Origin of the sequence: Pseudomonas fitomaticsae (assembly GCF_021018765.1) — a bacterium.
In the GTDB taxonomy this organism is placed as follows: domain Bacteria; phylum Pseudomonadota; class Gammaproteobacteria; order Pseudomonadales; family Pseudomonadaceae; genus Aquipseudomonas; species Aquipseudomonas fitomaticsae.
The window spans coordinates 5,159,812-5,171,944 of the sequence record NZ_CP075567.1 but is presented as its reverse complement, the minus strand read 5'-3'; the positions used below and the strand labels follow the sequence as shown (position 1 = coordinate 5,171,944).

13 protein-coding genes and 1 pseudogene are annotated in these 12,133 nt (G+C 60.2%); 9 read left to right on the top strand and 5 right to left on the bottom strand.

The genetic code is table 11. The features are described 5' to 3' along the window. Positions 1-2: 2 nt before the first annotated feature. The gene (def, locus tag KJY40_RS23385) at positions 3-542 is read left to right on the top strand and encodes a peptide deformylase (protein WP_007951144.1); all 540 of its coding nucleotides are present in this window, start codon (positions 3-5) and stop codon (positions 540-542) included. Here the strand turns inward: def and KJY40_RS23380 are convergent, their stop codons facing one another. Further along, positions 543-962 carry a GNAT family N-acetyltransferase gene (locus KJY40_RS23380; RefSeq protein ID WP_230733078.1) on the bottom strand — a complete coding sequence of 140 codons (420 nt, stop codon included), beginning with the start codon at positions 960-962 and terminating at the stop codon, positions 543-545. A 352-nt stretch (positions 963-1,314) separates the two neighbouring features. Here KJY40_RS23380 and KJY40_RS23375 point away from each other — a divergent pair, with 352 nt between their 5' ends. The 6 genes and pseudogenes from KJY40_RS23375 (at position 1,315) to KJY40_RS29805 (ending at position 6,574) form a co-directional block, all read left to right on the top strand. After that, complete coding sequence (locus KJY40_RS23375; protein ID WP_230733077.1) at positions 1,315-2,256, top strand: fatty acid desaturase; 942 nt, start codon at positions 1,315-1,317, stop codon at positions 2,254-2,256. 7 nt (positions 2,257-2,263) lie between these two features. After that, positions 2,264-3,055 carry a phosphate/phosphite/phosphonate ABC transporter substrate-binding protein gene (locus KJY40_RS23370; RefSeq protein WP_230733076.1) on the top strand — a complete coding sequence of 264 codons (792 nt, stop codon included), beginning with the start codon at positions 2,264-2,266 and terminating at the stop codon, positions 3,053-3,055. A gap of 127 nt (positions 3,056-3,182) precedes the next feature. After that, positions 3,183-3,728: a sigma-70 family RNA polymerase sigma factor gene (locus KJY40_RS23365; protein WP_230733075.1), complete on the top strand. Its 546-nt coding sequence runs from the start codon at positions 3,183-3,185 to the stop codon at positions 3,726-3,728. After that, positions 3,725-4,738, top strand: coding sequence for an ABC transporter substrate-binding protein (locus tag KJY40_RS23360; protein WP_230733074.1), 1,014 nt, complete (start codon positions 3,725-3,727; stop codon positions 4,736-4,738). Before KJY40_RS23365 ends, KJY40_RS23360 begins: the two co-directional genes overlap by 4 nt. A gap of 516 nt (positions 4,739-5,254) precedes the next feature. Then, a pseudogene (locus KJY40_RS29810) lies at positions 5,255-6,025 on the top strand (PAS domain-containing protein); the annotation flags it as partial. 9 nt (positions 6,026-6,034) lie between these two features. After that, positions 6,035-6,574, top strand: a complete 540-nt coding sequence (locus KJY40_RS29805; protein WP_371320920.1) for a methyl-accepting chemotaxis protein — start codon at positions 6,035-6,037, stop codon at positions 6,572-6,574. Positions 6,575-6,632: 58 nt separating this feature from the next. On the opposite strand, the gene KJY40_RS23350 is transcribed toward KJY40_RS29805, so the two are convergent. The 3 genes from KJY40_RS23350 to KJY40_RS23340 all read right to left on the bottom strand — a co-directional run bounded on the left by KJY40_RS23350 (position 6,633) and on the right by KJY40_RS23340 (position 9,339). Further along, a complete protein-coding gene (locus KJY40_RS23350) occupies positions 6,633-7,199 on the bottom strand; it encodes a hypothetical protein (protein ID WP_230733071.1) in 567 nt (188 codons plus the stop codon). A gap of 152 nt (positions 7,200-7,351) precedes the next feature. Continuing rightward, positions 7,352-8,773, bottom strand: coding sequence for an MFS transporter (locus tag KJY40_RS23345; protein WP_230733069.1), 1,422 nt, complete (start codon positions 8,771-8,773; stop codon positions 7,352-7,354). Positions 8,774-8,898: 125 nt separating this feature from the next. Beyond that, complete coding sequence (locus KJY40_RS23340) at positions 8,899-9,339, bottom strand: PACE efflux transporter (protein ID WP_011335585.1); 441 nt, start codon at positions 9,337-9,339, stop codon at positions 8,899-8,901. A gap of 121 nt (positions 9,340-9,460) precedes the next feature. Here KJY40_RS23340 and KJY40_RS23335 point away from each other — a divergent pair, with 121 nt between their 5' ends. Beyond that, positions 9,461-10,333, top strand: a complete 873-nt coding sequence (locus tag KJY40_RS23335; RefSeq protein ID WP_230733066.1) for a LysR family transcriptional regulator — start codon at positions 9,461-9,463, stop codon at positions 10,331-10,333. 1 nt (position 10,334) lies between these two features. Here KJY40_RS23335 and gntR read toward each other — a convergent pair whose 3' ends face one another. Further along, on the bottom strand, positions 10,335-11,366 hold the full coding sequence (gntR, locus tag KJY40_RS23330; RefSeq protein WP_039766142.1) for an HTH-type transcriptional regulator GntR: 1,032 nt from the start codon (positions 11,364-11,366) through the stop codon (positions 10,335-10,337). 216 nt (positions 11,367-11,582) lie between these two features. Here gntR and KJY40_RS23325 point away from each other — a divergent pair, with 216 nt between their 5' ends. Beyond that, a complete protein-coding gene (locus tag KJY40_RS23325) occupies positions 11,583-12,116 on the top strand; it encodes a gluconokinase (protein WP_230733064.1) in 534 nt (177 codons plus the stop codon). Positions 12,117-12,133: the final 17 nt, after the last annotated feature.

Sequence of the window (12,133 nt, the reverse complement as noted above, 5' to 3'; positions counted from 1 at the left end):
TCATGATCCGTGAAATCCTGAAGATGGGCGATGAACGCCTGCTGCGCATCGCCCCGCCAGTGCCCGCCGAAATGCTCGACAGTCCGGAACTGTGGCAACTGATCGACGACATGTTCCAGACCATGGAAAGCGTCGGCGGTGTCGGCCTGGCCGCGCCGCAGATCGGCGTCGATCTGCAACTGGTGATCTTCGGTTTCGAGCACAGCGAACGCTACCCGGACGCCGAAGCGGTGCCGCAGACGATCCTGATCAACCCGCTGATCACGCCGCTCAGCCCGCTGATGGAAGAGGGCTTCGAAGGCTGCCTGTCGGTGCCCGGCCTGCGGGGCGCGGTGGATCGTTATCAGCAGATCCGTTACGAAGGCGTCGACCCCAAGGGCGAGCCGATTGTGCGTGTGGCTTCGGGGTTCCACGCGCGGGTGGTGCAGCATGAATGCGATCACCTGATCGGGCGCCTGTATCCGTCGCGCATTACCGATTTCAGCAAGTTCGGTTTCACCGAAGTGATGTTTCCGGACCTCGATCCCAACGCTGACGACTGACTAGCCCGCGCGCGGTGCCAGCTCCATGGCAATCATCGGTTTGCTCCGCGCATAACGGCTCAAACGCTCGGCCATGGCCTGGGGCAGGGCGGGGTCGAAGGTGAAGCCGCGTCGCTCGTAGAAACCGCGCAAGTCCGGGTGGCAGAACAGCCATACCGGCGCCTCGACGCCCTTCACCGCTTCGGCAATCAACTGCGCGGCAATGCCTTGTTCGCGGCAGGCCGGGTCGACGAACAGCCCGGTCAGCCAATGCCCGCCGAACACCGGCCGCAGACACAACGCCGCCACGATTTCTTCGCGCCGCGCCACCCACAATTGCGCCTCACGCACTGCTTTCATCGACGATTGATGCTGGCGGTAGAACTTGTTCATCAGGGGCCAGGACAGGTCGTCGAGCTGGCTGTAACGGATGTCGGTCATGAATCGGACTGCCGGTGCAAAAGCCGCGGATTATAAAACAACGTGCTCGCCGGGATAGGTGTATACCTGATCTCACATCCCCTCTGAGTGGAGTACGCATCATGTCCAAAGGTATGGATTCGAAGAAAGCCGCGAAGAAGAAACCGGCCAAGACCGCCATCGAAAAACGCCACGAGAAAAGGGCGAAAAAAGTCGACATTTTTGGCCACTGATCACGCCGTTCGGGAGCCCGGATCCGGGCTCCTGCTTTGTCCTTGAAAACAGCGTCCTTGAAAACAGTCCGCAAAAATAATCTGCAAGATTTCCCGCCGGTGTTGCACAGAACGATCAGACCCTCGTTCCGAGCCACGCCATGCCCCATTATTTCGACGATGCCCATCGCCAACAGATCGAAGCCCTGCGCCAACGCTTCACCGCCCGCACCGAGTGGCCGACCTGGCTGCTGCTGATCGGCGTGTACGGCGGCTGGTTCGCGATTGTGCTGGGCAGCGGATGGCTGGGCCTCTGGTGGACCACGCTGCTGCTGATTCCGTTGCTGGTGCTGTGGCTGTCGGTGCAGCACGAGTTACTCCACGGTCATCCGACGCGCTGGACTTCGGTGAACAAAGTCCTCGGCTACGCGCCGTTTGCGGTGTGGTATCCCTACACGCTCTATCGCGACAGCCATTTGCAGCACCATCGCGATGAAGACCTGACGATTCCCGGCGTGGATCCCGAGAGCCGTTACCTGAGTGCAGAGCGCTGGCAGGGCAGTTCGCTGTTCGAACGCAGCCTGCACTGGCTGAACAAAACCGTATTGGGCCGATTCATTCTTGGCGCGCCGCTGGCGTTGCTGGCGCTGGCCGGCGAAGAACTGCAACGCCTGAAAAACCGTGAACGCCAGGCGTGGCTGATGTGGCTGACTCACGGCGCCCTGACCGTGCTGATGCTGTGTTTCATCGCCCGCTACAGCGTGTTACCTATCTGGCATTACCTGTTTTTGATCAGCGTGCCGGCGCTGTCGATTGCGATGGTTCGCTCCTACTATGAACACCGGCCACACACGCAACCGGAACAGCGCACAGTGCTCAACGAGGCCGGATGGCCGTGGCGCTGGCTGTTCCTGAACCTGAATTTCCATCTGGTGCACCACGATTTGCCGAAGCTTTCGTGGTACGACTTGCCCGAGGCCTACCGCATGCGCCGGGAGCAATGGGTGGCACGCAGCGGCGGTTTTCTGGTGCAAGGTTATGGGCAACTGTGGCGCCGGCACGGCATCAAGCCGATCGACAGCCCGCAGCATCCGTTTATTTGAGGCGACCATGACATCAGGTTACGCAGAGCTGTTGATGTACATCGCTCCCGAGCCGATCCGCGCGGCGAACGAGCAGTGGCTGGCGCGGATTCTCGAACATCTGGGCCGTTCGCGGCTCGATGCCGAAGGCCTGTCGCTGCTCGAACTCTGGGGCTCGCCTGAGTTGCTGCTGACCCAGACCTGCGGCTATCCGCTGATGACCGCACTGCGCGGGCAGGTGAGGATTGTCGGCCGTCCGCGCTACGAATTGCCGGACGCCAGCGCCGGCAATCATTGCAGCCTGATCCTTGCCCGCGCCGATGATCCGCGTCGCAGCCTGGCGGAGTTCTTCGACAGCCGCGGGGTGATCAACAGCGAAGACTCCAACAGCGGTATGAACCTGTTGCGCCAGCGTCTGGCGCCGTTGCATCGGGACGGACAGTTTTTCGCTTCGGTCGGCATCAGTGGCGGTCATCGCGAAAGCCTGCGCTGGTTGCGCGAAAACCGCGCCGATCTGGCGGCCATCGACAGCGTAACCTTTGCGTACCTGGCGCAGTACGCCGCCGAAGAGGTCAGCAGATTGCGGGTGGTGGCACGCAGCGCGTTCAGCCCGACCTTGCCCTTCATCACTTCGGCCAGCACGACGGACGAACAGATCGAACACCTGCGCCGAGCGATGAACCGTAGTCTTCAAGACTTGCCCGATGTAGCCCGCACCCTTGGTTTGCCCGAAGTCCTGCCCGCCAGCGAAAGCGATTACCTCATCCTGCTGGATTATCAGCGCGAGGCCGAAGAACTGGGTTATGGCCGCTTGCGCTAGCAGTCTCTTGTAATTCACTAATGGAATATAAGAATTCTTTTTAAGTATTTTTAACGCATAAGGCGCCTTGCTAGGATCGCGCCACCGGACGACCGGACATTCAGCGACCCTTTACCAAGGAGCCCCCATGTCCGGCGCCGACTTATCCCATCGCAATCATGTGAACACGTTGTTTCGCGACCATTACCCGTGGCTGTGCACACGTCTGCGTCGGCAATCGAATGATGCGGCCACGGCCGAAGACATCGCCGCCGAAACCTTCGCGCAACTGCTCGAAGCGCCGGGCCGGACCGCCATCCGCGAACCCCGCGCCTTGCTCACCACCATCGCCCAACGCCTGCTGTATGAGCGCTGGCGGCGGGGCGATCTGGAGCGTCGGCATCTGCACCAACTGCAACAACGTGACCTCGATCACGCGCCGTCTCCCGAGGAACTCGCCGACCTGTCGCAGAGCCTCAAGCACCTGGACCGGACACTCCAGCGCCTGCCGGGCAAGGTGCGTTCGACCTTTCTGCTGGCGCGCATCGACGGCCTGACCTACCCGCAAATCGCTGCCGAACTGGGCATCTCCCAGCGTTCGGTGAGCCTGTACATGACCCGTTCCCAGGCCCTGTGCAACCGCCATAGCGCCAACCAAACCCTGATTTCCTCCCAGAACAAGAGGTCCGCATGAGATCGATCAAAACCCTGCTCGGCAGTTCGCTGCTGGCTCTGACCCTGACGGCTGGCCACGTCGTGGCAGCGGAAAAGACCGCGCCGATCCACTTCGGCGACATCACCTGGGAAAGCGGCAGCTTCATCACCGAAGTGCTGCGCCTGATCGTCGAAAAAGGCTACGGCTACCCGACCGATACGCTGCCGGGCAGCACCGTCAGCCTCGAAGCGGCGCTGGCGAAAAACGATATTCAGGTGATCGGCGAAGAGTGGGCCGGGCGCAGTCCGGCGTGGGTCAAGGCTGCCGCCGAGGGTAAGGTGTTCGGCCTCGGCGACACGGTGAAGGGCGCGACCGAAGGCTGGTGGGTGCCGGAATACGTGATCAAGGGCGATCCCGAGCGCGGGATCAAACCGCTGGCGCCGGAGCTGAAGTCGGTGGCCGACCTGCCGCGCTACAAGGATGTGTTCAAGGACCCGGAAGACCCGAGCCGTGGGCGTTTCCTCAACAGCCCGACCGGCTGGACCTCGGAAATCGTCAACAGCCAGAAGCTCAAGGCCTATGCGCTGAGCGACAGCTTCGTCAATTTCCGCACTGGCTCCGGCGCGGCGCTGGATGCCGAGGTGGCGTCGTCGATCAAACGCGGCAAACCGGTGCTGTTCTACTACTGGTCGCCGACGCCGCTGCTCGGTCGCTTCAAACTGGTGAAGCTGGAAGAGCCGCCGTTCGACGCCGAAGCCTGGAAAACCCTGGCCGATGCCAACAACCCCAACCCGAAAGGCACCCGCTCGATGCCGGCGAGCCTGGCGATTGGTGTGTCGGCGCCGTTCAAGGCACAGTATCCGGAGCTGGTAACGTTTTTTGAAAAAGTCGATCTGCCGATCGATCTGTTGAACCAGACCCTGGCCGGGATGAGCGAGAAGCGCCAGCCACCACGCCAGGTTGCCGAAGCGTTTTTGCGCGATCAGCCGCAAGTGTGGAAGCCTTGGGTGCCGGGTGATGTGGCGAATAAAGTCAGTGGGAGTCTGTAGTACTTTTCCGATAATTGTGTCGTTTCAAAAGTTGCCATTGCGAGTCGGTCGCAATGGCAACCAACACTCCTCGCCGCTGAACCGTTTCTTGTCCGTTTCCTGTCCGAATTCCCTCAGTACTGGCCGACTAGTGGCCTTGCGCAAGACTTTGCGCTGTCTATGCTCATTCATAACTAACTATGTCGACCGCCATCCAATGCGCCTCGACCGCAAGCGGTTAGCCGAGAACAAAGCTGCCAGAGTGCGCAATCCAAGGCACCGACACTTGACCGACAAGGAGCTGTTCTTAAATGGAAGTTCTTCTGCATGTTAGGAATGGCCCGCCCGCGGGCTATCAAGAGAAGGATGTCTTGATTAGAGCGTCGCTGCATGGACTCTCCGATTAATCATCGTTTATCACCTGACAACTTCCTCCCGTGGAGGAAGGCGTGTGCCTGTTCTGTGGAACGTAGTGGTGGATTCTGAAAGACCTGAACTTTCATCAAATCAAAAGAACGCGCGGAAGGTGATCGAGACATGTTCAACCTACATCACAAGGCTGATCTGCAGGAAATCGAACGTTTCAGCTGTGCCCTGACTGAAGCCAACGCCAAGTTGGAGGCGATCAACCGTTCGATGGCAATGATCGAATTCACCCCCGAGGGCATCGTTCTGGATGCCAATGACAACTTCTGCAAGACCATGGGCTACAGCGCCGAGGAAGTGCGTGGCAAACATCACCGGGTCTTTTGTGAAGAAGTGTTTTACCGCAGCGAGGAATACGCCAAATTGTGGCGTGACCTGGCCCGTGGCGAACCCATCAGCGGCACTTTCCTGCGCTTGAACAAGCGCGGTCAGGAGATCTGGCTCGAAGCCAGTTACATGCCGGTGTATGGCCCGGACAAACAGGTCCGAAGTGTGATTAAAGTGGCGGCGGACATCACCGCCCGCGTGAACAAGGAAAAAGAAGAAGAAAGCATGCTGGCCGCCATCGGCCGTTCGATGGCGGTGATCGAGTTCACCCCGGAAGGCAATGTGATCACGGCCAACGACAACTTCCTCAAGACCATGCAGTACTCGCTCAACGAAATCGTCGGCCATCATCACAGCCTGTTCTGTCATCGGGTCGAAGCCGAGTCCGCGCAGTACAAGGCGTTCTGGGCCTCGCTCAATCGCGGCGAATATCACTCGCATCGTTTCGAGCGCAAGAACAAGTCGGGGCAGACCGTGTACCTCGAAGCCTCGTACAACCCGTTGTTCGACGCCAAGGGCCGGTTGTACAAAGTGGTGAAGTTCGCCAGCGACATCACCCACCAGATGACCACCTTGCAGACCGCTGCGGAATCGGCCCACAGCACGTCGGTACAAAACGACGCCTGTGCGCAAAAAGGCTCACAGGTCGTGCAGCAAACGGTGCAGATCATTCAGGACATTTCCCGCGACCTCAACGAAGCGGCGCTGAGCATCGATGCCGTCAGCAAGCAGTCGGACATCATCGGCACCATCGTTCAGACCATTCGCGGAATTGCCGACCAGACCAACCTGCTGGCGCTCAACGCGGCCATCGAAGCGGCAAGGGCGGGTGAGCACGGGCGTGGTTTTGCGGTGGTGGCGGACGAAGTGCGTAGCCTCGCGGCGCGGACCAGTCAGGCGACCCTGGAGATCGTCGATGTGGTGCGCAAGAACCACGAGTTGTCACTCAGTGCTGTGTCGAGCATGCAGTCGAGCCTGAGCCGCACCGGGCTCGGGGTGGAACTGGCGAACGAGGCGGGCGACGCGATTCGGGAGATTCAGCAGGGCTCGCGGCATGTGGTGGATGCGATCAGTCAGTTCAACGAGACGTTGCAGTTGAACTGACGGTTTCACGGCTTAAAAAAAGGATCCCTGTGGGGATCCTTTCTCTTTGCACCATTCTTCAGAGCGAAGCGAGGAACTTGTCAGCCGACTCGTCGCTGATCTTCGCCGAGTTGGCGTCTTGTTTGTTCTGCTTCTCGGCCTCGGCCAACTTCATCTTGTCTTGCAGGCGCTCGGCGATCTCCTTGCCGATGGCCAGTTGTTTCTCCGGCGGCATGGCTTTGATGTCGTCTTCGGTCAGGCCCATTTCCTTGAGGATACTGTCGCGCAGACGCTGTTCCGGCGTTTTGCTCATGTAGTCCTTGAACTCGTCCAGGGCCGATGAGCCTGTGGATTTGGTCGACGAAGTATCAGAGGTTTGCAGGGCGACACGGGTCTTGGCGAACGCTTCGTCGACGTTGTCGCTGATGCGCGTGGCTTCGCTGACTTGCTGGGTCGCCAGTTGGGTGGCCGATTCCTGCACTTTGGACGTGGCTTCGGCATTTTGCGCCTGGGCCTGGTTTTGCAGGGTCTGCAGCATCGCGCCGTGCAGTCCGCCTTGCAGGCCGGCCGCTGCGGTGGCGGTTGCATCGTCATTCAGCTGCTTGGGCAGGTGGATGATTTGCTGTTGTTTTGCACTGACCAACATGATGAATGACCTGTAGGTAATGACTGTCAGTCCTGGGCAGCAAATACCGTGCCTATCGAATAAGTCCTTTTATTTCAATGACTTGTGATTTTAAGTGAACAGACTAAGCGGTCATCCCTTGCCGGTGGGCGGCAGAGGATGACCGTCGTTTGTCAGCGATGCGCGATATTTTCCAGCGCCAGGTTGCGGGTACGGGGGCCGAAATAGCCGATGGTCAGCATCACGATCAGCATGCTGGCGACGATAAACGCCAATACGCCCGGCGTGCCGAAGTGGTCCAGGAACAGACCGATCAACAGGCTGCTGAACACCGTCGACAAACGACTGAACGAATAGCAGAACCCCACGGCCCGGGCGCGGATGTTGGTGGGGAACAGTTCGCTCTGATAAGAGTGATAACTGAAGCTCAGCCAGGCGTTGCAGAAGGTGATCATCACGCCGCAGAAGATCAGGCCGAAGGCGCTGGTCTGCAATGCGAACAGAGTGCCGAAGGTCATGGCGCCGAGGGCCGAGCCGACGATCTGCCACTTGTTCTCGAAGCGGTTGGCGAATTTGACGAACAGCAGCGGCCCGAGCGGGTAGGCGAGGGTGATGATGAACGCGTACATCAGGCTGTGAGTAACGCTGACGCCTTGCCCTGAGAGCAGCGCCGGCAACCAGTTGCCGAAGCCGAAGAAACCGATGGCCTGGAAGATGTGGAAGACAATCAGCATCAACGCGCGGCGGCGGTACGGTGGCTGCCAGATGTCGGCGAAACGGCCCTTGCCTTCGACGTCCATCGCTACGGCTTCCGGTGCGTCGAGTGGCTGGCGGTGATCCTTCTCACAGCGCGCCTCGATGTCGTCGAGAATCCGGTTCGCCTCATCGAACCGGCCATGCTGGGCCAGCCAGCGCGGCGACTCCGGCAGACGTTTGCGCAGCCACCAGATGAACAGCGCAAACACCGCGCTGGCCAACACCACCCAACGCCAGCCGGACACCCCGAACGGTGCCTGCGGCACCAGCCACCAGGACATCAGCGCCACCGCCGGCACCGACAGGAACTGCACAAAAAACGCGAAGGCGAACGCCGAACTGCGCATGCGCTTGGGCACCAGTTCCGAGAGGTAGGCGTCGATGGTTACCAGCTCGATGCCGAGGCCGATGCCCACCAGAAAACGCATGCAGATGATCCCCAGTGCCGAACTCTGCACGCCCATCAGCACTGTTGCGACGGTGTACCAGACCAGCGCGAAAGTGAAGATCGCCCGCCGCCCGAACCGATCCGCCATCGGGCTCAGCAGGCTGGCGCCGAGAAACAGGCCAAGGAACGTCGCCGAGGCGAATGCGGCCTGATCGGAGAAACCGAACACGCCCTGATTGCCGGTGGCGAAGATGCCGTCGCGGATCAGGCCGGGGCTGATGTAGGCGGTCTGGAACAGGTCGTAGAGTTCGAAGAAACCACCGATCGACAGCAGCGCCACCAGCCGCCAGATCGTGGCGACTGCCGGGAGGCGGTCGATGCGGGCGGAAATCTCGGCGGCGCGTATCGGGTCGATGCCGTCGCGTTGCGCGGCGGGGGCGTGTGCAGTCATGGGCTGATCCATTTTTTATTGATGGAAAAGCTTAGCCTGCTATCGGAAATCAAGGATTGTTTATATCGGCGGTTGGCGCAGTAAAACCGCCGATTTCTTGCAATATCCGCTTACCAATTAACGATTTATGTCGCGGGCGTCGGATCGGGCAGCGCAGACGCTGGTAATCCGAACACACGGTCGAACAGCCAGTTGAACGCGAAGGTGTAGCAAGGGATGAACACGATCAGCGCCAGATCCAGCAAAAAGGCTTGCACCAGACTGATGTTCATCCACCAGGCGATCAGCGGAATCAGGAACACGATCAGCGTCAGCTGAAAGCCGACGGCGTGGGCGATGCGCCGTTTTACCGTGCGGGTGCGCGACACCTGACGGCTTTCCCAGCGCTCGAACAGCGAGGTGTAGATGAAGTTCCAGGTCACGGCGATGGTGGTGATGATCACCGCCAGCGGGCCGGTGCTGCCGGGCGAGGTGCCGGACAACAGGGCCAGGCCGAGGGCCGAGAAGGTCATGCCGATCACTTCATAGAGCGACACATAGACCAGTTTGCGTTTGACGCCTTGCATGGGGAATTGCCTCTTTCTTGCGACTTGTGACCAGTGGGGCTGGCGAAGGCGACGAAAGATAGCTTCAATGGCGATGACAGAAAAAGTCAGAAGCTTTCAGTTTTATTGATAGGTGTGTGAAGTGAATTTCAACAGCGAAAGCATCGAACTGTTTCTCGCCGTGATTGAGCGCGGCTCGTTTTCCGCCGCTGCCAGAGCATTGGGCAAAGTCCCGTCAGCGGTGAGCATGGCCATCGGCAATTTGGAGGCCGAACTCGGTTACTCGCTGTTTGATCGCAGTCACCGCGAACCGCAACCCACGGCAATGGCGCTGTCGCTGGTGCCCCATGCGCGGCTGATCGCCGATCAACTCAAGCAATTGCAGGTGCACGCGGTGCAGTTGTCGCTGGGGCTGGAGAGCAAGTTGTCGATCGGCGTGGCGGCGGATATTGATCGTCGACGGTTGTTGGCGGCCATCAAAGTGATCAGCGGGCGCCATCCGCTGCTCGACATTGAAGTGCTGACCGCGCCGCAGGACGACGTGCTGGCGATGCTCCACAGCGGTCGTATCAACGTGTGCCTGGCGTTCGCCGGGTTGAGCGTGAATGTGCTGGAGCGCTTTCAGTTTGTCGGCAGTGAACGGATGATCGCCACGCTGGCGGCGGACAGCCCGCTGTTGCAGGGGCAGGATCTGTTTCTCGAGGATCTGGTGCATGTGCGGCAGATCCTCGTCGGCAGTCGCGATTTGCCGATCAGCGAAACCCGGCCGCTGGTGGCCGAATCCCACTGGCGCACCGACAACCTGGAAACGGCACTGGAGATGGTCGAGGCAGGGTTGGGCTGGGGGAATTTTCCGCTGTCGGTGGTGCAACCGTGGCTCGATAGCGGACGGCTGAAACGCCTGAACTTCCGCAATATCGAAAACGGCCTGGTGCTGCCGGTGCACGCGGTGTGGCTCAAGAGCCAGCCGTTGCAGAAGGGCGCGCTGGCTCTCGTGAAGTTGCTGGGCGGTTGAGTCAGGTGCTCTCGCGAATCTTCAGCTCGAAGCCCATGTCTTCGACCGGCCGCGCCACACTGTTGCCGGCCATCAGCGTCAGCATCTGCTCCGCCGCACGCTTGCCGATCGCTTCACGCGGCGTGTTGATGCTGCTCAGGCGCGGCACCATGTGTTCCGACATCGGCAGGTCGTTGAAGCCGAGGATCGCCACTTGCTCGGGGATCCTGATTCCGTTGCGCAGCGCTTCGAGCAGGGCGCCCTGAGCCAGGTCGTCGTTGCCGAAGAAGATCGCATCGACGTCCGGATGCGCCGCCAGCAATTGCAGGAACAATTCGCCGCCCAGGCCCACGGACGATGAACGCGGCGTCAGCACTTCCAGATCCGGGTCATAACGACCGGCCTTCTGCAACGCCTTGCGAAAGCCTTCACCGCGCAGCAGCGTGCGCTGATCGAGTTGCGCGCCGATGTACGCCAGCCGCTTGCGGCCACGGGACAGCAAATGCTCGGCAGCGGTTTCGCCGGCGCTGAGCTGGGAGAAACCGACGCAGTTCACCCCGGCGGCGCTGTCCAGTTCCATCATGTACACGCAGGGAATGTTGCTGGCCTCGATCATCCGCCGCGAGCTTTCAGTGCGGTCGAAGCCGGTCAGCAGCAAACCGCGTGGCTGATAGGCCATGTAGTTGCGCAGCAGGTTTTCTTCTTCGTCGCGGGAATAGTGGAAGTTGCCGATCAGCACTTCGAAGCCTTTGGGCGTCAGCACCCGATGAATGGCTTCCAGGGTGTCGATGAATAAAAGGTTGGACAGCGAAGGCACCAGAACCACCACCGAATGGCTCTGGGCCGAGGCCAGCGCGCGGGCGGCGGGGTTGACCACATAGTTGAGTTCCAGCGCGGCTTTCTGGACTTTTTCCACCAGTTCGGTGGCAACCGTGCTGACCCCACGCAGGGCGCGGGAGGCGGTAATCGGGCTGACGCCGGCCAGACGGGCGACTTCATTAAGGGTGGGACGGCCGGTGGTGCGGGTGTTTTTATCGTTTTTAGGGGTGGTCATCGGGCGGCTTGCCAAACAAAAATCAAGGCACTAAGGTAGCGCTGTCCTTATGCAGCTGCAAATGCGTAAGCGAGGTCCTGCCTGATCCTCGCTTTTTGGCGTCGGGAACAAACCTGCTGCAACCCAAAAAAACGACAAGAAGGCGTCGGCAACTTCTGCCTGTGCACTAGAGTCATAGCTAGCAAAGGTAGCGCTGTCTGCGCGCTGAGGTGTTACATGAATCATCCCATCACCGCCCTGGTCATCATGGGCGTTGCCGGTTGCGGCAAGACGTGCGTCAGCGAGGCCCTGTGCCAATTGAGCGGCGCCACTGCCATTGAAGGCGATACTTTCCATCCGGCCGCGAACATCGAAAAGATGAGCGCGGGGATCCCCCTGAACGACGAAGACCGTGCCGGCTGGCTCGACAGCCTGTGCGACGAACTGCGTCGCGTCGATGCCCTGGGCGAACGCCCGGTGCTGACCTGCTCGGCCCTCAAGCACATTTACCGCGAACGTCTGCGCAGCGCCTTGCCGGGCCTGGGCTTCGTGTTCCTTGAGTTGACGCCGGAAGTGGCCGCCGAACGTGTGTCCCACCGTCCGGGCCACTTCATGCCGGCCACCTTGATCGAAAGCCAGTTCGCCACCCTCGAGTCGCCCAAGGGCGAGCCGTTGACCCTGGCCCTGAATGCTTCGGTCCACAGTGTTGAAGAACTGGCGTCGCAAGCTCACGTCTGGTGGCAGGCCCATGGCCTGAAACAGGCAGTATGAGTGTGATTGCGAAGATA